Genomic DNA, 21,616 nt, shown 5'->3' with positions numbered 1-21,616 from the left:
GGAGTATCATCGAGAAAAAAATCACGACATTATGAATAAAGCTCGATCATTATGGTCAGCGCTATTACTAGACTTACCTAAAATTCCCGCTCATAAAGCAAAATTAAGAGAACATTGGAAAAAAAATCATCCAGACTTACAGATGATTAGGGTGATCTGTAACCAAACTAAAATTTCTCAAACAAGTTCATCACGTCATTTTCCGTCAGTTTCGCTTCGCCTTCATGATCTGTACTTAGAATAGAGTGTGCCAGTTCTGCTTTATTTTGCTGTAAGGCAAGAATTTTTTCTTCTATGCTTTTATTGGTAATCAGCTTATACACAAATACCGGCTTGTCCTGTCCAATCCGCCATGCACGATCTGAAGCTTGATCTTCAGCAGCAGGGTTCCACCATGGATCATAGTGAATGACTGTATCTGCGGCGGTTAAATTCAGACCGACCCCTCCTGCTTTCAGACTGATTAAAAATACCGGCACTTGTCCAGACTGAAATGCTGTAATGACTTCATCTCGCTTTTTGGTCTTTCCAGTCAGCTTCACATAGCCAATTTCTGCGTGATGGAGCTGTTGCTCAATCAGTTCCAACATTGAGGTAAACTGAGAGAAGATCAGAATTTTTCGCCCCTCCTCCACCATTGGAACGACCATATCCATCAACTGTTCAAGTTTGGCAGAGTGTGCCTGCCCGGTTTTCACTGAATCCAGCTTTAGTAAGCTAGGATGGCAGCACACCTGACGTAGCTTCAGTAAGGCATCTAAAATTTGAATTTGACTACGTTTAAAGCCTTTTTCTGCCACAATTTTCTGAATATTTTCCTGCATCGTGGCACGAACAGCCTCATATAACTTGGATTGCTGGTCATTCATATCAATATTGACTTCAATCGTAGTTTTTTCTGGCAATTCTTTGGCTACGTCAGTTTTCAAGCGACGTAAAATGAAGGGCTTAATCCGGTTGACCAGCTTTTGCCTTAACTGCTGATCACCGCGTTTTTCAATCGGATGACGGTACTTTTTATTAAAAATTTCTTGTGAATATAAAAATCCTGGCATCAGGAAATAAAATAGTGCCCACAGTTCACCCAAATGATTTTCCATCGGGGTACCTGTTAGACACAAACGATGTCGTGCTTTTAATTGGCGTACTACCTGTGCAGCTTTGGCACGCGGATTTTTGATATTCTGCGCCTCATCCAAAATGAGTTGATGATATTCATATTGCTTTAGTTGTTCTTCATCTCTCGCTAGAAGCGGATAGGTGGTTAACACAATATCATAGTGCGGAATCTGCTCAAAATTCTGATGGCGGTCGGGCCCCTGTAGCAGCAATACCTTGAGCTCAGGGGTAAATTTCTCCGCTTCTTTGAACCAGTTATGCATCAGCGATGTGGGTGCAACAATTAAGGCGGGACTGTCCTGCAAATATCCAGCCTGCTTTTCCATGAGTAAATGGGCTAAAGTTTGTGCTGTTTTCCCCAAGCCCATATCATCTGCCAGAATCCCGCCATGCTGGGTTTCCCTTAAAAACTGTAACCAGCCTAAGCCCTGCTGCTGGTATGGACGCAACTCCCCCTGAAAACCTTGTGGTGTCGGCAGTTGTTGCTGATAGCCTTGTTTGAATTTCTGTACAAATTGCTGCAGGCGATCACTGACCTGCCATGTCATCCCAAGATTATGCTGCAATTCTAATAATTGACTCGCATCATAGCGATCAATACTGCGCTCTTCTTGCTGTAAAATGCTCTGCAGATGTAACAATACCGGCTTAATATCCCTAGCGGATAGAGCCAAATCAGGTTGATCAACTGCAGTTTTCACGGTGAAAATTTGACTGTCATGCAGATAAATAAACGTCCGCGGATCAAGTAAATCAGGATTTACTCGCACCAAAGCTACGAGCGCATCAAGCAAATTATAAGAATTACCTGCACTGTCTTGAACCGTCGCCCCGATATTGAACCAGTCCTGCTGACCTTCAGATTCAGTGATAGAAATATTTAAATTTTCGACATATTGCAGGTTAAAGGGGCTGTTTTCCAGATGCTCTATCTGCCAGCCCATCAACTCAATTTGATTGATGGGCATGAGCTGTTTGATCCAGTCTCCATAGAAAGCAAAAACCATAGAATCAAGACGTTGTTTATCCAGTTTTAATTGCTGGTCATAACTAAGATCTTTCACCCACTTCAGTGATTCGACCAATAGCTGTAAACGCTGGATTGACTGTTGTTCCTGAACTAAGTCCCGAAGCTGTCGCACCATTTTGCCATGCTGTTCACCAATAAAACTGTCACCTGATGTACCTGCTTTAATTCGCCCACCTGCATAGGAGAATTCAATTTCAGCACAAACAGACTCTTCCCATTTCCAATCAAATTTATCTAAAACACCGAAGCGTAAAATTGGCTGGGGACTACCCTCAAAGACATCAATATGCTGAATAAACTCGGGTTGAGGCAGATTTTTCACATCTGAATATTGATGAGTCAGTTGCTCAAACTCTGGCAAGAGCGTAGCTGGAAGATCAGGCATCTGTAAAAAATGGTAGAGCAGATTTGCCGTATATTTACCATATAACTGGCCCACCGTGTTCTGTTGAATATCCACATAACATGGTGGCTGGCTCGCGAGAATCTGGATATGTGGATTTGATTTTAAATCGAGTCGAATATCGCCATTGACCAATTCAATGTTTAAATGCTCCGTCTGTTTGTTGACACCTTGTTCCCAGATCAATTCGATGTGATAGCCTTGTTCTGACCATTGAAGTGCAGCATAGCTCTTTTTTTGCCAGTACACATCGCCACTTTGAATAAAAGATTTAAAGTGCTCCAATGAAATTCCGGAGATATCAAGATTGCTTTGATAAAAACGCTCGTCGCTGTTTATTTTGGCGTAATAATAAATCTGGTTAAATAATTGTCGTTTTTGTTCAGGTAAAGTCAGATGCTTTCTGGTGATATTTTCATATTGGGTATAATAACTTTCCCCTGCAATTGAGCCGTTTTTATTGCGTCTGGCCTTCTGAACATCAACTGTCAATTTCTTTAAGCTGACCGACTGATCTAGCAGGTAAATTAAATAATTGTTTGTTTTGACAGATTGCTCTGGTTCAGTCTGTTGTAAATACCGTTTAAAATCATTCAACCAGCGCTGCGCCTGATCATCCCCCCATCGGCGTTTTGCGATTCCCTGCGGAGATTGAGATTCAGCATAACGCTGTTGAAATTCCTGACGATATTCTTGAAAGAATAACCGCGCTAAAGCAGCAGCATGTTTACAGTTATATCCAACTGGACAAGTGCAGTCATCATCGATTAAACGGTCTTTTTTAAGATTATAGGTAATCGCGGTATCGTAATAATCTGTCCCTTCAATTTGAGCATACATCGTGACATCATCATTTTCCTCAAAGAACTCAATCGTTTCCCTATCAATGTGTTTAGCATAGCTCAGACTGCGATGAAGAGTTGCAGTACTAAAGTGAGATAGAAAATTGATCAATGAGGACATGATTACCAGACACTAAAAATGTTTATACAATTATAACGGACAAAGCTGTCATTTTAGAATAGTAGCCGAACTGCTCAACCTGAGCACAAATTCGACTCATTCAATAGGAATATTGTGAGTAAAGACAATCAAATCAGAAAAGTTAAACAGATCATTGAGGTCGAAAATATCCTGATAGAAAGTTCTCATTTCTTCACGACAGTTAACTTTAAACCAAATGGGGTTAAAAGTTTTAGCATTGTTTCTACGGTTGGATTTGCATCTGATCGCTCTAGCTTCTGTAAAGTTTGAAGCGAAATTTTAGTGATCTTGGACATTTCATTTAACGTCAGATGCAACTCTGTTCTAATGAATTTTGCAATGACATGTATCGGCCAATCAGGATTCAGTTGAATCTGTTCTAAGACATATTGTCTTTTTTTAATTTGCTCTATTTGAGAGAGTGGAATAAAACGTTTATCCATAACAAATCTCCTTTAATTGTGCGCAAATCCCTTCAATGCGATATGCACAATTTTCTAGAATTTCATCATCTATCCCAATAGATTTCATCTTGATCAAAAGCCCTTGATACAAAGGTAATTGTTCAGAAAATAGAGATTTTATTTGTTCTAAAGTTAAAGAACTGCATTCTACAATTTGATGAGCAATTGAAGCCCAGTTGTTATCGTCTTTTTCCCATCGAGTAGATCTCGCGATTCCATCAGGATGTAACCACATGGGGGCAAAATCAAATAAAGGCGTTAATCGAATATTGCCATTGTTAAGCCTTTGAAATGCCGTATTACGGGTATGATTATCTTTATTTCCTAAAGCGATATTGGCTAAATCTCTTTTTACATATTCAAGAGTTTCTGTTTCTGGATCTGTACAACAATTCATGATAATTTTGCAGACTTCGTTATGAGACATTTTTACTCCGAAGCCCGCTTTTCCACTAAAAGAAGCTAAACTTTCTTGGGCTATTCTTTCAACACGGTTATCAACCACTTGCCGATCAAAACGTGGAATAAATAAAGTTCTTCCATGTAATTCTAGAGGTCTAAACACTCGCAATCCTAAATATGCTGCTATTTGCATATATAAGGGTTCTTGATTCAAAATTTTGTTTAGACGTTGATCCGTTCCTCGGCTAAATTTAACCAACCAGTGCTGTTTAGCCATTTCATCAGGTAACGTATGATCAAGATAAAATAACTCATCATGACCTTGTGTGAGTAATAGTTTTGGCCACTCACCTTGAACACCCGATGATCCAGAGATAAATAGTCCAAAAGATGATAATGACTCAAGAAACTCTTCACTACGTTCGATAATTTCCTGTATTGAAAATCCTTGTACTAACTGATCTGAATATTGAGTTAAAAGCCATTCATGAGCTTCTTTTATTCTTAAGTTACCAATAGGATTGCTCGCTCCTACTTTAAGCAATGGCCAATCTGCTGACTCTTCTTCATACTCAGGGCGGCCAAGTTTTTTTAATAGTTCTTTTCGACCATATCCTTGAGGTAATAGGTCAACTAGAAAAGCTGGCCACGTAGGCTCAATATTGCTTTCTAAATTAATCGGATAATGGTTTGAAACAGCATGACCATCTCGCAACCCCATATGTTCAATTGCGTAATCTATTGAATAATATGTTCCGCAGCTAGCTTTCCAACCTTTAGCTTTTTCACCTATTACTTCAATAGTGGCGCAATCGATCCATTGATTATTCAGAAATATTTGGACAGAGCGAAAATCATTCATAATTCTATTTAAATAGTAAAGTATAGTCAGTTTTTCCTATTATATACCTATTATAGTAGTAAAGTATTATTTTTATCCAAGTGAGTTTTCAAAATTTATTTTTTATTTAACATAAAATCTCTACTTGGGAAAACAACGGCTTTGTTGCACAAACCTAGCTTAGAAGGTTTATTCAGCCTTATAATTTCAATATGAATAAACTGAACCGTACCGGGTTTGTCGGAGACGTTTTTATTTAAGTCAGACCACCTGACCTAATGGGTTAATCTTATCATAGTACATTGCTTCAAACTCAAAAGACGACACATAACCCAATGCACTGTGTACACGCTTTTTATTGAACCAATCTACCCAATTCAATGTCGCAAGTTGTACATCCGCTAAACCTTGCCAATCTGCTTTTAAATATTCAATCACTTCTGTTTTGTATAAGCCATTTACCGTTTCAGCCAAAGCATTATCATACGAATCACCAGTCGTACCGACTGACGCTCGTAAATTTGCTGCTTCTAGACGATTGGTATAGCGAATGGAGAGGTATTGCACACCTCTGTCTGAATGATGAATTACATTCTTTGGCATACCTCGATCATGCAAAGCTTGTTCTAATGCATCAAGTACCATATCTGTATTCATCCGTGTTGATACTTTCCATCCAACAATTGCTCGTGAGAACACATCAATAATAAATGCGGTGTAAACCCAGCCAGAATTGGTTTGAATATACGTAAAGTCACTGACCTGAGAAGCACTGCTTCGCAAGGGTCAGGTCGATCAGCACTAAAATTACGTTTCACTAAGTCATCTGCTCGTTTTTGATCATCTCGGCTGCGGGTGGTTTGTTTGTTCTTACCACGCCAAAAACCTTGTATACCTAGCTTTTGCATCGGTAATACCCCCATTTTTAATTGAGTTAATGAGTAGAAAAACCAAAGCCCTTGTCATTGTTTAAATTTAGGTGGTTTACCATCAACTGACATATGAGGTCGTTCATGATTATAAAAGTGTTGCCACGCAGTTGTATAGTCTTGAACATCTTCAAGTTCTCGAAATAAATACTGATTTAAACATTCATAACGTACTGTTCGATTAAAGCGTTCTACATAAGCATTCTGCTGTGGATTGCCAGGCTGAGTAAATACATGCTCAATTTTGTGTTGCTCACACCACACTTCCATTAAATCACTGATGTACTCGGGTCCATTGTCACTGCGTATTCGTTTTGGTTTTCCTCGCCATTCAATGAGTTGATCGAGCCCTCTAAGCACACGCTGAGCTGGCAATGAGAAGTCAACTAAGATATCCAAGGACTCACGGTTATAGTCATCAATCACGTTATGAACACGGTAGCTGCGACCGTCGCTGAGCTGATCATGCATAAAATCCATTGACCATGACTCATTTGGGGATTCTGGCACAGCCAGTACTTCAGGTTGAGCTCGTTTAATCCGTTTGTTGGGTTTGATTCGAAGGTTAAGTTCAAGTTCCTTATAGATACGATAAATACGTTTATGGTTCCAAGGGTAGCCTTTGACATTTCGAAGATACAGAAAGCAAAGCTTAAACCCCCAAGTCTTATTTTCATTGGTGAGCTTAGTTAGCCAATCTGCAATAACTACATTCTGCTCTTTCAATTTAGCTAAATAGCGATAACAGGTTTGGCTAACCTTGAAAATGAAGCAGGCCTTGCTCACTGATATCTTATATTGCTCAATAGCTTGTTGAGCAAGCGTTTTACGTTGAGTCGGCCTTATAACTTTTTTGACAGTGCATCCTGAAGGATATCAGCTTTAAGTCGCTCATCCGCATACATACGTTTAAGGCGAGCATTTTCAGCCTCTAGCTCTTTGAGTCGAGTCATCATGGAAAGATCCATGCCGCCATATTTGGACTTCCATTTATAGAATGTGGCAGAACTCATTCCATGCTCACGGCATAGGTTTGGTACTGGGGTACCCGCTTCAGCTTGCTTCAAAATACTCATGATTAAGCTGTCTGAATATTTAGATGTTTTCATCGAAAATCTCCTTAAATCAAGGTTATTCGATTTTCTACTTTTAAGCTCAATTATTTAAGGGGAGCATTACCCATCAATCGAGCAACTGTACAACGTGCAATAACATAGCCTTCACGTTTCAACCTTTGCCAAACTTTACGAACACCGTACCGACCTGAACTTTCCTGCCAAATTCGTTTGATTTCCTCAGCATAATGTAAATCATGTAGATCTCGTTTCGCTCGATGTTCTGGGTTATCAACGATATCTAAAACCCGATAATAGGTTGATGCTGCAATCGGTAAAATTCTACAAATCGCATCAACACCATATTGATCTTTATTGTTATGGATAAAATCCACCATTATTTGTGTGGGCGGTCGAGCTCCGCCTGGGCGAAAAAAGCGGCTGCTTTACGTAGAATTTCATTGGCCCGTTTTAATTCTTTAATTTCACGTTCGAGTTGCTTAATACGTTCTTGAGCTGAATGTTGTTGTATTTTAATTGGATTCTGTTGATCCAGATTTCTTAAATACCAAACACGTAATGTCTCAGCAGTACAACCCTTGCGCAGCATGCTGCTCAGGTGCAATTGCGGAAACTGCTGCCCAGTTCGATGGATAATCTTTTTCGGATTCAATCACAAGTTGAACCGCTCTTTCTCTAATTTCGGGGGTATAGTTTGGTTTTTTCATCGGAATAGTCTCTCAGAATATAGAGTCTCCGACAAACCCGGTACGGTTCACCTATGGCTGTATTACACCAACAGGAACTTCTTAAAACTGATTAAATCACTGATCTATTTATGATTTCCATTGTGTGTTTAACACCCCCCATAATTCTATTGTAATAGTAAAAAGCCCCTTATTTTCAATGGTCAGACTATCGACATTAAACAAAATGATAAAATCATAAATTGCTTTTCACAATAAAAGAAACTAATATATTTCTTATAACAAATAAAAGCAACAAGTGTGTCTACAATGAATAAATCTTTACTTCAGCAAATCAAAAAAAGACGAACCCTATTGGGCTTAAAGCAAATTGATATGCAATCCCGTACAGGCATTTCAAGACAGCAGTACCAAAAACTGGAAAGTCAGGGCAATCCTCGATTAGAGACCTTAGAAATTATCGCGGCAGGATTAAATGCTCAACTGATGCTCATCCCTGATGATAAGGTTCATTTGATCAGACAATTATTGAATGATGAAATTAAGGTCACTATTGAAGATCAGGATGACTTAATGACTAACCCATGGAAGGGTCTTCTCGGAGGAGAGGAACCATGAATACTATTGCCGTCCTGAAATTAACATTACATCATGCTGTCGTTGGATACTTGGCAGGATTTCAGAGCGGAAAAAATATTCTGGTTTTTACAGATTCTTTCCGCTCTGATCAGCAACGCCCGACCTTGAGCCTGCTGACTTCCCCCTTGTATCCTCAAGTGGATAAGATTTTAGAAAAGACCTATATTACACATCAGCGTTTACATCCCTTGCTATCAAACTTGCTACCAGAAGGTGCATTACGCGAACTAATTGCACAAAGCCTCAAAGTACATATAGACAATGAATTTCAGTTATTGGCAGCTTTAGGTCATGATTTACCTGGAGCACTCATTGCGACTCCATTAGATCCAGAAGAAATTCCAGATGAAATAAAATTTAAACTGCAGATCTCGAATCCAGATCAAATTTTAAAGCAAGAGATTCGAACAGATAATAAGTTTTCCTTGGCCGGCGTCCAAATGAAGTTTTCCATGAAAGCCAAAGATGGACATTTTACACTAGCACAGGCAACGGAAACGACTCTACTCGGGGACTGGATTATCAAAACTCCTTCTTCCAGACATGCTTTTGTTCCGTTAAATGAATATTCTATGATGAGCCTTGCCAAAACGGTCGGAATAGATGTCCCTGAGATTCGCTTGGTGGATATGGCCCTTTTACAAGACCTGCCACCATTAAATTTACCCCAAGAGCAATATGCTTTTGCAATTAAGAGATTTGATAGACAGAGTACTGCTAACACTACAGAGCTTATTCATATTGAAGATTTTGCTCAGATCTTTGGTGCATATCCACATCAGAAATACAGCACCACAAATTATGAGCAGATAGGCAAGATCATTTACCAGTATTCAGATAACAAAATTATTGATATTCAGCAATTTGCCAGCCGCTTACTCATCAATATTTTACTCGCCAATGGAGATGCGCACTTAAAAAACTGGAGTATGATTTATTACGATAAAAGTGCACCAAGATTATCACCCGCATACGATATATTAATGACCAGTGTATATATTGAAAATGAGCATCATTTCGTATTAAATCTTGCCAAAAATAAAGATTGGTATTTAGCTGAGATGAAGCATTTTAAGCAATGGGCAGAAAAAGTCGGCGTTCCATGGCGTATCATCGAGAAGCAACTTCACGATATTATGGATAAAGCTCGATCATTATGGCCAGCGCTATTACTAGACTTACCTATGATTTCCGCTCATAAAGAAAAATTAAGAGAACATTGGAAAAAATTGCATCCAGACTTTCAGATACTTACAGATGATTAGGAGAACCTGTAAAAAGACTAAAATTTCTCAAATAATTTTCTTTTTATCTAAAAATTACTCTTTTTGCACTTCGACTGATAATGTAAGCCACTAAACTTTTATTCATCATCTTCCGCAAACATTGCTTCAATTTCATCCCACTGCGGAAATTTATACTTCTTTTTATCCACTTCAAATTGCAGGCCTACCGCATTAAGTACACTTTCAAATATACTAAATGAGCCTGTAAAATGGCCATTTTCTATCTCTGAAATTGTTGTTTTATTGACGTTGGTTTTTTCTGAAAGTTTTTTCTGTGTATAGCCTAGAGCTTTTCTTGCCAAACGTATTTCTTTACCTATTTCTTCTCTTGTAGCCATATCAATTTTAACTCTAGAAATTTGTTAGCCATATAGCAAACTTTTAACAAATTATGGCAAATATTCGCTATATAGCAAACTTATTATTGTGACTCTTGAATATTATTGAATTTATAAAGTTCTATTTTGCCTTAAATTATTAAAATAGAGCCTATATGTGTATAGTAGTTTTTACTTCATTTTTTAGAGTTAGGTTAGCCTACCTCTTGAGAAAGATGCTTCTTATATTGTGAATTTGAAGGATGGGATCGGGTTATAGCTTAAGTTTCTAAGTAATGAAGCCTTGCATAAATTACGACTTAGCTTGAAGGCCTTCCACAAATTGTAAAACGGTTTCAAGCTCAGAAATATTTTGGATTTGATCCAACGGAATACCTTTCGTTATTTTATTCGGATATTTCATAAAATGTTGGATAGTTGAAATATTGCCGCCGGAGAGAGTATCTACGGCCACTGTGATACGTATAAGTTTGAGGGCAACTTCTTTTTGCGGTAATGAGAATCTGCAACAATCTATATTGGTTATCGATAAATTTATATCAAGAACCATGGCAAGTTGATCATGTGTTAGCCCAATTTTTTGTGCTGCAGTTAAAACAGCTTTAGCTAAGACCTTTTCGCTGTTAGTCATTTGTTCGATTACCCGCATTACAAAGAGGTCTTTAGGTTCTACTACATAATTCGTACTGATGGTAGTAAAAATAGTTTTGAATGTGGTATTTGTAGTTGAATTGGGCTTTGTTGCATAAAGACTCTAAAGATAGAGCTTCCCCAAGTTACTCAAATTTAAGCGACAACTTGGGTATGAAGTCGACCTAATTCTATAAATTTATTTATGGACTGCCACCACTTTCCTTACCAAATACGATTGACCCAATATGAACACATCCAATGACCCTTTACACGGCAAAAAGCTTGCTGACATTTTGAATGAGTTGCTAGATTACTATGGCGGCTTTGAAGGCTTGAGTCGTAAAATTGAAATTAGATGCTTTTGCATAGACCCAAGTGTTAAATCATCATTACGATTCTTGCGTACCACACCATGGGCACGTGAAAAAGTAGAAAGCTTATATTTGTACGTCTTACGCCAAAAGACAAAACAGAAACCGTAGCCCCAAGCACCCCCCTCTCATCATAAAATTATACCAGTCTGTAAAACACCTTTAGATTAAGCATGTGTATGTTGGTTATTATTGTTGATTATCAAAGTAAATTTAGTGACCAAAAATCAAAGTACCCTACCCTACCTTAAATTACACCACACAAAATAAAAACTCTATATAACTGTTATATATAGGATTTATTAAAATACCGATTATGTTATTTAGTGTATTTTATGTCGGTGACTCTTGCCAAGGTTGGGGTCGGGAGTTCGAGTCTCCTTTCCCGCTCCAGATTCAAAAAATCCCTCATCGAAAGATGGGGGATTTTTTTGCTAAAATAAAAATATAGTTGGATTAACCAACTACAAAATCAACTTTTCATAATTTGTTTTTTTCTCTCGATATAAGCGCGGCTGGTTCATCCAAATAGAATCTCCATAGAAACTACCATTTAACTGAGAGTAATCAACCAATTCATCTCTAAATTTTTGAAAATAAATAGAATCTACAGCGCCTGGATGTTGCCAAAATTGAGCCAATTTATGCTGATTCGTGAGTTTTGGTAAATTATACAAAGCATGCCCTAACACTTTAACAGGCACATCATGGTAAAGCGCTTGAATACCTGTGGTGCTATTCACTGTTACAAATCCAATGCTATTTTTAAGCAGAGTTGGAAGATGAATATCACAGAAATAATGCACTCTACCATCAAGCCCATATTTATGAGTTAGCCTTTTTATTTCACTTCCATAGTGTCGATAACCTCGATCCATTGGATGATGTTTCAGTACTAAATGATGATGTTCATTTGCATTATTCGCAAAATTTTCGATGACCAGTTGTATATATTTTTTCACACACCTTAAATCGCTATGTGTTCTGATTTGAAAATCATTATGCACTTGCAACGCAAAAACAAAATATTGAAATTGACGATGTTTTATAAATTTTTCAAATTTTTTCTTTTCCAATAATGAATTTTTAACTCGACGAAACCCAGACCAGCACCAGTAATAAATTTCTGTCCAAACACTCATTAAACGATGATGTTTATACTTAGGATATTTAAATGTACAAAGCCACATGAATAAATAATAGAGAATCGCATAACACACCATTTTTTTAAATGAAGTATTCACTTCTAAAACTTCAGTATGGTGTATAGATTCTAAATCTTGACTTGATTTGAGATGCGCTAAAAAATTTGAAAAAAAGTTAACTCCATTTTCTTCGAATGTAACAAAATTTGGACGAATATAACCCTCTTCAAATGCAAAGAATTTCACACTTCGATCAACAGAAACCTTCTTTGCAACTTGGTGGTAGTAACGACAATCGCCAAAGCATACAACAGCATCAATTTCATGATTCGATATAAATTTATCGACCCAATCAGAGAAATCCTCAGGCGCTCCTGTAAAAGCAAAGCTTAAATTAATGTTTTTGAGAAAAAGGCATCTCCTCCATTAAAATTAACTTTGTAACATTGAATACCATTGTCATCTAACCATTGTGCAAACTGAGAGAAAAAACTACCCAAAGGGCCTTGTAGCAAAAGAACACGCCTTGATAGCAAAAGACTATCTATATGAACAGACATAACAGGAAACCTATTTTTTAAATACTCGGTATAAATTTGTTATTGCAATGGAATAAAAGGATTGTTTCTTCGGAGGTTTATCTCTTTGCTTTTTGATAAAACCAATAACGTCTTCTGGGCGAACTAAGGGGATCTTTAATCTCTCTGAATCGAGTAAGTTATAAGATGCGTATTGAACGAGGGTGATATAAATAAGTGTCTCTAAAGAGACTTTCTTACTCCTCCTTTCACATAAATAATGATCATTTGTTAGCCCCCATCCAGCATAAAATGGCAGCCCGTAACAATAAACTGGAATACCTCGAATAAGCGCTTCAAACCCACTTAACGATGTAATGGTGTGAACTTCATCACAGACTTCAAAACACTGTAAAATAGACGAGTCCAACTCTATTTGATTGGCATATTGATCCATCAATTTACTGTCAATTTTTCCTATTCTTAAACCAGACTGAACATCTGGATGTGGTTTATAAATAATGTAACTATCTGGATTATTTTCACGTACTTTTTTAAGTAAATCTAAGTTGGTCTTTATACTGACGCCACCCAAGCTAATAGATAAATCATCTTCAACCTGACCAACCACTAAAAGAACGTGCGAATGTATGGGGCGATTTATTCTTTTAAAATCGCCAACATTATATTTAGAAATATTTAATTCAATTAATGACTTCCTAAGCGCATATGCTCGCTCAATTTGCTCATCATCAAGTTCTGCGTGTTGAAGTAAATTTTCTATTTTTGATGGCTGTGTCGCGTCGTAATAAATCCCAACATCATCAAAAACCAAAGAGCAAGGTCTTACTAATTCAGCACCCAACCCGACGGAACGAATAAAACCATCTTCAACAGTCGTCACATTTTTATAATTTAAATCTTTTAACGCTTTTGCCTTTTTACCCCAAGCCACTATATTTTCAGACTTCTTAGGCTTCAAATAACGGTTAAATTTTAGCTGCACTTTTGGAAAATTAAAAAAAGAAGAGATAAATATTTTTTTCCAAACACTAAACCCATAAGCAACATATGATGAACTTAAGATTTTTTGATTCTCTATGTTTGGAATAAGTAATTGAATAATATCTTCTAATTCACACTTACTTCCTGTCACAGGATTGACATAACGTGCATATTTTAAATATGCACAAGCAAATAAATGCTCCAAGCTTTTGTGAGTATTTCTCCTTTGATTTAACAAGCTTAATGGTGCGTAAATATCATCTGTTAACCCCCACCCTGCATACCAAGAAACGCCAAAACAATGAACTTTTTTCTCGCAAAGTAGTGCCTCAAAGCCCATTTGAGAACTAACAACATAAACTTCATCGACCTGCTGCAACAATTCAATTGGATTGAAATTATTGGTAAGCACCTTAATTCTTGGATGATTCAGATCTTGTTTTGAGTAATGGGATTTTGCTTTTCCTGCAAGTACATCTGGATGTGTTTTCACCCAAATTTGCGCCTCTGGATGATCGACACACGCACGCTTCAACATACTCTGAAACGTATTTTCATTTGCACCAGCATATTTAATCGATTGATCGCCATAAGTTTGATCAATAACTAAAATATTTTTAACGTGATTAGAAAATTGAGATAAGTCTATGGCTTCAAATTTTTGATTATATTTAGTAATCCCATGCTTGATTATATTATTAATCGCACTTTTGGCACGTGTATTAAATTCATCATCTTCATTACAAGAAATTAAATTTTCTAGTTTTGATTGCTGTGTGGCATCAAAATAAATCCCAACATCATCAACAACAAGAGATAAAGGAGGATAACCATCTTTACCTAAGCCTAAAGAACGAATAAAACCATCTTCCAAACAAATAGCATCAAGCCCATGCTCTTGCGCGTAGGCTTGTGCTTTGAAAAAGCTTTTTTTTCGCCCCCAACCAATAGACTGAAAATTTATGCATTTTTCATTTATTAAAAAATGCATAATATAGGGAATACTTAAAATACCTGTAGGCGATACTAATTCTTTTAGATTACTATTCATAATTAACTATAAAAAGTGGAAAGCCTGCTTAGCAGGCTCTCCATTGAAAATCGTCACACTCTCTTCGAAAAAAAATCTAAAAAGAACTGGTTTGGATCTCTAACTAACTTCTCTACTTTCTTTTTCAAAATGCCTTTTTTTCCAATACTTTCTTCTTTTATTAAATCATTTTTAGAAACTTTCTTTGTATTACCGACAGCCTCCTTAGACCTAACAATCGATTTAGTCTCTTTATTTTTTTCACGAGATAAGTAATCCTCTAATCTATATCTATCAAAAAGATGGCTTGATTTTAGATCAATGAATCGACCATTTTCAGCAAACACTTCATATACTTTCGAATCATCCCATATTCTTATTTCCGTATATTTAATGTCTTTAGAAATAGATAGTTTAGCTTCCTTAGTGTGGTTACGTTCTTCACGAGTCCATGTTGCAAATGAATAAAAATCATTAATTAAAAAAGAAATGAATTTTAGTGATAATTCCTTGTTAAATTGTTCATTATTATTGATTAACAACTTAACAAGACCTTTAGCATCATGAACATTATAACTTAATGGCTCTAATTGATAAAAAGCCTGTCCAAAACAATAAACTGGTTTCCCGTAAGCAGCAGCCAAAACTCCAACACCACTATTAATTAGAGCAACACTATCACATGCTTCCAATATATCCCCAATATGGTACTTATCAACATTAATCGCACCAGGAACTTCCACTTTAGATAAAGAAAGCGGATGATTTTTATAGATAATTTTCCACTCAGTATCCTCCAGCAACACAGACAACATCATGACTTGATTCACAAAATTATCGTACGTTCCGACCTGATTACAGAAGAAATTTGTTATTGTATCACTCGGAGATTGAAATGCAATAAATAATACCTTGTATCCCTTTGTTGAACCAAATACCTCTCTTTTTAAATTATCGCTTCCAATCATTCCAGATTGAGGCTCTAGAGATGCACCTTTAGTTTTCAACTCATTAACATAGTCGACAGTTTTTAAATAGTTTTCTTCAGAAAAATCATGATTTACAAAGTTTAAGTAAGACTTACTTTCAGCACAAAATCCTCCCTGATCTATATATATAGATCCAGGTAAAGCACCTCTCTCAACAACAAAGCATTTTATATTTCTTTCTCTGAAGGCTTCATAAATTGCAAGTCTCTTAATATTTCCATAAGGGTTATTAAATACAACATTTGTTATATTATATTTTAAAATAACATCATCAATATCATTAACCACAAAATCTTTTTCTTCAATTAATAAAGGGTTATCGAATTTTTTAAACACATACTCATTAAATGAATGAGGATTTCTACTTAAAAATAAAGTTGTTTCTTTATTCTGATTCCACAAAGGTGTTAATGCATAATTATTCTTCGAATAATTAATACTATTTTTTAAAAATATTTTATGGTTTTTAGCTCTAATATAATCTGAACGGTGCTCCGCTATAGGATGCCATTTATGGAAGCTATATATCCCTTTTTGAGCACAAACATCAGCAAAAATTCTAAATAAAGTTCTCCAACCTCTCCACTCAACTTGATTATTGTATGGTCTAGTATCTAATTTATAAAAATCTTTCGGTTTTTCAATATCGATATCTCTTAACAGTTTTACCCAAAAATCTGAGTCTTCAAACCCCCAACCTTCAAATGATTCATCATAACCACCAACAAATATTGCTTTGTCTCGTCTACATACCAATAGGGACGATGCCGGTGCATAAAAATCAATTATATCCGAATGATTTGAATCAAAAATTTCAGTTGTAAATAGATCATATTCATATTCATCTAATGGCGACATTAAATCTAAAGATGCTTCTTCTGATAAATATGCAACAGGAACAGCAAAAAAAGGCCATTTTTTTTGAACTAATAGCGTATATATTTGTTTCTTTATTTTATGGTAAAAATCATAATCTGAAACTAAATCTACATCTTCAAATAAAACATAGTCTGCCTCTGAATGTAATAATGCAGCATTTCGTGCTTTCGATGCATTCCATAAACTATTCCTAGCATCTATATATAAATATTTAAACTTATTACTTTCACAAATATTTCTTATTTTTTCACTTTCTTCTTTTTCAGAACCATAATCTACTATTAAATAATTAACTCCTTTAGGCAGTTTATATTCACTTCGTATTAATATTCGCTCACAAACATTATATTCAAGACGGCTTCTCACAGGAACGATTACATCTAAGGAAATGTTATCTATACTTTTTTTCATCATAAAACCCATTTTTTTTAAAAATCCAATGCTACTTTTGCGACTACAGCTATTTGATACAGAATTTGAGAAATACCTCGAACTAACTCAATTCCTTTCGTTTGAATTTTAGGTAAAACTAAAATCTCATCCCCTTGCTGAATTTTTGAACTCTTGCTTACAAGTTCTGCTTTACCATTTTGGTGAATGACAATCACTTTTGACTTATTAGATTTTTGACTAAAACCACCAGCCTGTTCTATATAATCATTTGCCCTCATTCCTTGCTGGTATTCAATACCATTCGGAAATGCGACTTCACCATGTACCATCACTACAGATGTTTTTTCTGGAATATAAAACACATCACCTTGTTCTAAAATGACGTCTTGGAATGTATTTGGATTTAAAACGACTTGCCCTTTCGGCTCAACTAAACGTGCTTTAGCAATAAATTGCTTCACAAGCTCTGCATCTTTTAAACGTAAATTTGCTTCTTCTTGTGTACTTGAACGTGCATTAAGCGTAGCTTCTTCTAACTTATCTAAAGATACGTTAAGCATTTCTTTTTGACGCTTTGCAACAGATGGGCGGAAAAGTTGTAATGACTCTACTTCAGCCAATACGTTCGGTTGTAACTGAACCAACACTTCACTCAGTTTTGTCCCATAAGGTAATACAATGGCATGAGCACCATTATGTGCACCATCTACTCGTACCTGTATGGTTCCTGCATAACGATCTGCCGTAACTGTAACAAGATCGCCATCCTCGACAACAACGCTATTTGCCTGACTTAATGGATAGTACTCACTACGATATTCTGTACCCTGCCTACGTTGAATACTTACATTCGTAGCGCCAGGTTTTAATTTTGCGAAAGATAGTGCTTGTGAAAGCATCATTGTGGACGAGCTGAATTCAAAATTGTTCTGGTTGTAAACCTCACCCATAACATTAAAGGTATGTTTACGTGGTCCAACAACAATGACATCACCATCTCTGAAAGAAAATGGAGCAATACGACCTTGTATTAAAAATTCATATAAATCTACATGTTTTAAAAGTGAGCCATTACGTAGAATTTGAATATCGACATAACTACCTCTTTCGGCATCTACACCACCAGCTCTGTCTAAATATGCAATTGCTGTATCATTTGCCACACCACCATAATTACCTGGTTGATTTACAAAACCTGTAACTAAAACTTTAACTGGTTGTGCCTGCTCTAATGCTGCATAAACACCAACATTGGCAACATAAACTTTACGAACTTGTGACTCAATAAAGCCTTGTAAACTCCCATTGGTCACGCCCAATACATTAATTGGACCAACATTTGGAATGAAAATATTACCTTGTGGATCTACATTCTGAGTGCCAGAATATTGATATGCCCCCCACATCCGCAAATTGATACTATCGCCAGGATTTACGCGATAACTACTATTAAATGTAGATCCTGCTGTACTTGCAAAAGCCCCTTTAAAAAGTTGCGAACCAAACATATTGAATTTAGCTTGAGAGGCATACTTCAAGGAGCTGCTTGGAGATAACTCTGCTACAGACTGACTTGGCAAAATTGTTTGGTCTACATTTTGGGTTTGCTGAGAGTAAGACTGAGTACTATCAAGTCCCATAAAATCTTGTGGAATTGGCTGATTGACATTACTCGCATACGTAAAAGTTGTCGCGACTATAGGCACTAACATAAATATATACTTCATCGCTTATTCCTTATGCTCACGAATAACGGACTGAATCAACAAACCAATACCAAACAAAATATTTAATAAAATAAATGATGTTACTGTGATATAAAATTTGCGTGGATATAACGCATTTTCAGCTAACTGTGGCGATGAAATAACGACTACTTTTTTAATTTTCTAGACGCTTCCAGTCGAGCTTTCTCTAAAGAGGCGATCGAAATTTTGTAAACATCTGTCGCAAATGTGACTTGTGCTTTTAGTTCCTCAAAATCTGCAACATTTTTATTGAGCTTCTTATTGCTAGGTGATGTTAGCTTAGAATTTTCATTGGCAATTTGAGTTTCAACCGATTCAATTTGACTACGAATCGCAATTGCTTGCGGTGCGCTTGAATTTAAATAACTCAATAATGTTCGCTCTTCAGTTCTTAATTGAGCCAAATTACCTTGCAAACCTGCAATAATTGTTGCGACAGCTTTTGCTTGAATTTCAGGGTCATAAATTTCATTTTTATTTTGATAAGCAAGCAATTGATCACGTGCTTTCTTCAACTCTATAGTTGATTCAGCCAATTGTTTTTCAGCAAATTTTTGCTGTTCATACGCAAGACTTTGTGAAATACCATTAATAAATGTTTCACTATTTTTAAGAATCGCTTTATTTAGAGTTAATGAGAACTCAGGACTAAAACCCTGTGATGAAATATCTAGCATCATGGTCTTTTCATCGAGCTCTACTTTTACAGCACGATTAAAATAATCAACAACATCTTCAATTGCAGCATCGTCCGAAAGTGAAAATATTGGATCCTTTGATACAGCAAAAGCATGCCTTAAATTCAATTCCTTATTTAGCTTTTCAATCATATCTCGCGAATGAATATATTCTTTAAGAATATTGGCATCTTCACCACTGGTATTTGCAGTACCAAATAGTGCAGCTATTCCCGATGAATTCATTACAGTTGCATCACCTACCTGCTTCACCAATAAAATTGATGTAGACACATATCTGTCTTTGGCAAAAACCACCAAATACAAAAGAATGATCACAAATGGAAGTAAAACAAAACCACCATATATTTTTGCTAATTTTTTATTAATTTTTATATTCTTTATTTTAGTTTGCATAAGCTTTATAAACCTCTACAGCTTCTTTTACATCATCAAAATATTCGACCTGACTATCTCTAACCAAAAAAGCGACATCACAATTATTTGTTAAGTCATTTAAGTCATGTGAAACCATAATGATGTTCGAGCTTTCCTTTAATTCATTTAATATTTTTTGACTTTTCTTACGGAATGATGCGTCCCCAACAGCACCTACTTCATCTAATAGGTAGTAATCAAAATTAAATGCCATACTCATTCCAAAACCAATTCGACTTCTCATACCACTTGAATAGCTTTTCATTGGCATATCAAAATATTTTCCAATCTCGGCAAATTCTTCGACGTAATTCACAACGTATTCAATCTCTTCAAGTGTATTTACATATAAGCGGGCAACAAACCGAACATTCTGGCGTGCTGTTAAGCTGCTCTGAAAACCACCAGATAAAGCAACAGGCCAAGAAATTGTTTTATCTGTAACTACTTTCCCAGTGTCGGCATAATCCACTCCACCAATAATTCGAAGTAGCGTGCTTTTGCCTGCACCATTTTTACCTAGCAAGGCAACACTCTTATTTTCAGGTAAAATTGCATTTAAATTTTTAAACACATAATGTCGCCCTTTAGGCGTTGCATAAGACTTTGTTAACCCTTTTAGTTCTATCATTTCGACCTCATCATGCGTTTTTCAAAACGCTTATAAAGAAGAAGTCCAATAAACAAAGTCACAATTACCCAACAGATCACATAACCAATGTTAATCCCTGGAACCAAATCATAAGTTGGAGCGACAGCATGTCTCATGAGCTCAAAAACATGGATTAAAGGGTTCCACAGCAAATATTCTCGATACTGAGGTGCAATAATATGAATGGAGTAAAGAACACCTGAAAGTAAATATAAGATTAAGAATAAAACTGAAAAAAACTTTTCTATTTCTTTTGAAAAATCAGTCAAAACCATAAAGATCAGACTAAATGCAACCATAAAAACAAATAAGATGACCCAATAAGCGAGAAGCTCAGGAATCTCACTAAAATTGATGTCGTACCCAAACCAAAGAAAGCTAAAACTAAATGAAATATACGCAATAAATTTAAGAAGTAGTTCTAAAATATTTCGTGCCAACATTGCATCTATTGGCCTAACAGGCTTATAACTAAAAAGTCCTTGGTTAGAACGAACAGCACTCATTGCTTGAGTAACACCCGTTCTAAACATGAAAAATGGAATAATCCCATTAATCAAAAAAACAACGTAATCTATGCCTGGTAAAATTCTTTGCATGATTGCACCAAACAAAAATACCATCACCCCTATTGTGAATAGTGGCTCCAGAAAAACCCATAAGTATCCCAAGCGATATTGACCAAATCTTGTTTGTAATTCGCGCAAAAATAAAGCACGGATAGATGCACTCATTACGCGTGTACTAGATCTAGGCTTTAACCTTGGCAACTTCTGCATATTTATAATTTCTTGTGAATTGTTCATAATTTTTCGACGATATATAAGTTATATTTCAATCAAAAAATCTTCTAAACAATTACATTCGAACACGGGCTTTCATGATTGGATTACACATTAATTATATAGACTTAAAAATGATGTTAGAAATTGTTTACTATT

Annotated in this window: 17 protein-coding genes, 2 pseudogenes and 1 other annotated feature; of the genes and pseudogenes, 3 read left to right on the top strand and 16 right to left on the bottom strand. The window is 36.1% G+C overall.

Annotation, left to right across the window (positions count from 1 at the left end):
* Positions 1-167 precede the first annotated feature (167 nt).
* From GTK57_RS06320 to GTK57_RS06295, 6 genes and pseudogenes are all read right to left on the bottom strand, one after another.
* The gene (locus tag GTK57_RS06320; protein WP_163121976.1) at positions 168-3,515 is read right to left on the bottom strand and encodes a DEAD/DEAH box helicase; all 3,348 of its coding nucleotides are present in this window, start codon (positions 3,513-3,515) and stop codon (positions 168-170) included.
* 185 nt (positions 3,516-3,700) lie between these two features.
* Complete coding sequence (locus GTK57_RS06315) at positions 3,701-3,979, bottom strand: helix-turn-helix domain-containing protein (protein WP_151838134.1); 279 nt, start codon at positions 3,977-3,979, stop codon at positions 3,701-3,703.
* Positions 3,972-5,264, bottom strand: a complete 1,293-nt coding sequence (locus GTK57_RS06310) for a type II toxin-antitoxin system HipA family toxin (protein WP_163121974.1) — start codon at positions 5,262-5,264, stop codon at positions 3,972-3,974. The genes GTK57_RS06315 and GTK57_RS06310 overlap by 8 nt, the downstream gene beginning before the upstream one ends.
* A 240-nt stretch (positions 5,265-5,504) precedes the next feature.
* Positions 5,505-6,151 (bottom strand): annotated as a pseudogene (locus GTK57_RS06305) (IS3 family transposase); the annotation flags it as partial.
* 54 nt (positions 6,152-6,205) lie between these two features.
* A protein-coding gene (locus GTK57_RS06300; protein ID WP_163121972.1) for an IS3 family transposase occupies positions 6,206-7,281 on the bottom strand; the annotation gives its coding sequence in 2 pieces (ribosomal slippage) (positions 6,206-7,029 and positions 7,029-7,281; 1,077 coding nt in all).
* Positions 7,282-7,352: 71 nt separating this feature from the next.
* Positions 7,353-7,955: pseudogene (locus GTK57_RS06295) on the bottom strand (IS3 family transposase); the annotation flags it as partial.
* Positions 7,551-7,667 (bottom strand) — a sequence feature (AL1L pseudoknot). Its footprint overlaps the pseudogene before it by 117 nt.
* A gap of 288 nt (positions 7,956-8,243) precedes the next feature.
* Here GTK57_RS06295 and GTK57_RS06285 point away from each other — a divergent pair.
* Both GTK57_RS06285 and GTK57_RS06280 read left to right on the top strand, forming a co-directional pair.
* Positions 8,244-8,552: a helix-turn-helix transcriptional regulator gene (locus GTK57_RS06285; protein WP_163121970.1), complete on the top strand. Its 309-nt coding sequence runs from the start codon at positions 8,244-8,246 to the stop codon at positions 8,550-8,552.
* Positions 8,549-9,838 (top strand): type II toxin-antitoxin system HipA family toxin, encoded by a 1,290-nt coding sequence (locus tag GTK57_RS06280; protein WP_163121968.1) that lies wholly within the window; start codon positions 8,549-8,551, stop codon positions 9,836-9,838. The genes GTK57_RS06285 and GTK57_RS06280 overlap by 4 nt, the downstream gene beginning before the upstream one ends.
* Positions 9,839-9,936: 98 nt before the next feature.
* Here GTK57_RS06280 and GTK57_RS06275 read toward each other — a convergent pair whose 3' ends face one another.
* Positions 9,937-10,197: a helix-turn-helix domain-containing protein gene (locus tag GTK57_RS06275; RefSeq protein ID WP_086196716.1), complete on the bottom strand. Its 261-nt coding sequence runs from the start codon at positions 10,195-10,197 to the stop codon at positions 9,937-9,939.
* Positions 10,198-10,489: 292 nt separating this feature from the next.
* Complete coding sequence (locus GTK57_RS06270) at positions 10,490-10,828, bottom strand: DUF2384 domain-containing protein (RefSeq protein WP_228720295.1); 339 nt, start codon at positions 10,826-10,828, stop codon at positions 10,490-10,492.
* A 247-nt stretch (positions 10,829-11,075) separates the two neighbouring features.
* Here GTK57_RS06270 and GTK57_RS06265 point away from each other — a divergent pair, with 247 nt between their 5' ends.
* Complete coding sequence (locus GTK57_RS06265; protein WP_163121964.1) at positions 11,076-11,312, top strand: VF530 family protein; 237 nt, start codon at positions 11,076-11,078, stop codon at positions 11,310-11,312.
* 353 nt (positions 11,313-11,665) lie between these two features.
* Here GTK57_RS06265 and GTK57_RS06260 read toward each other — a convergent pair whose 3' ends face one another.
* The 8 genes from GTK57_RS06260 to GTK57_RS06230 all read right to left on the bottom strand — a co-directional run bounded on the left by GTK57_RS06260 (position 11,666) and on the right by GTK57_RS06230 (position 21,481).
* On the bottom strand, positions 11,666-12,667 hold the full coding sequence (locus GTK57_RS06260; RefSeq protein WP_228720333.1) for a capsular biosynthesis protein: 1,002 nt from the start codon (positions 12,665-12,667) through the stop codon (positions 11,666-11,668).
* 68 nt (positions 12,668-12,735) lie between these two features.
* Positions 12,736-12,906 carry a hypothetical protein gene (locus GTK57_RS14665; protein ID WP_228720294.1) on the bottom strand — a complete coding sequence of 57 codons (171 nt, stop codon included), beginning with the start codon at positions 12,904-12,906 and terminating at the stop codon, positions 12,736-12,738.
* 10 nt (positions 12,907-12,916) lie between these two features.
* Positions 12,917-14,920, bottom strand: coding sequence for a capsular polysaccharide biosynthesis protein (locus GTK57_RS06255; protein WP_228720293.1), 2,004 nt, complete (start codon positions 14,918-14,920; stop codon positions 12,917-12,919).
* Between the two features lie 53 nt (positions 14,921-14,973).
* The gene (locus tag GTK57_RS06250) at positions 14,974-17,178 is read right to left on the bottom strand and encodes a capsular polysaccharide export protein, LipB/KpsS family (RefSeq protein WP_163121962.1); all 2,205 of its coding nucleotides are present in this window, start codon (positions 17,176-17,178) and stop codon (positions 14,974-14,976) included.
* A 17-nt stretch (positions 17,179-17,195) separates the two neighbouring features.
* Positions 17,196-18,887: a polysaccharide biosynthesis/export family protein gene (locus GTK57_RS06245; protein WP_163121960.1), complete on the bottom strand. Its 1,692-nt coding sequence runs from the start codon at positions 18,885-18,887 to the stop codon at positions 17,196-17,198.
* A gap of 146 nt (positions 18,888-19,033) precedes the next feature.
* A complete protein-coding gene (locus tag GTK57_RS06240) occupies positions 19,034-20,002 on the bottom strand; it encodes a capsule biosynthesis protein (protein ID WP_228720292.1) in 969 nt (322 codons plus the stop codon).
* Positions 19,992-20,654, bottom strand: a complete 663-nt coding sequence (locus tag GTK57_RS06235) for an ABC transporter ATP-binding protein (protein WP_163121958.1) — start codon at positions 20,652-20,654, stop codon at positions 19,992-19,994. Before GTK57_RS06235 ends, GTK57_RS06240 begins: the two co-directional genes overlap by 11 nt.
* Positions 20,651-21,481: an ABC transporter permease gene (locus tag GTK57_RS06230; RefSeq protein WP_228720291.1), complete on the bottom strand. Its 831-nt coding sequence runs from the start codon at positions 21,479-21,481 to the stop codon at positions 20,651-20,653. Before GTK57_RS06230 ends, GTK57_RS06235 begins: the two co-directional genes overlap by 4 nt.
* Between the last annotated feature and the right edge of the window lie 135 nt (positions 21,482-21,616).

The sequence above is a fragment of the Acinetobacter portensis genome (assembly GCF_010646905.1).
Lineage (GTDB): Bacteria > Pseudomonadota > Gammaproteobacteria > Pseudomonadales > Moraxellaceae > Acinetobacter > Acinetobacter portensis.
The sequence above is the reverse complement of the archived record's forward strand: the minus strand, read 5'-3'. Positions and strand labels throughout refer to the sequence as shown.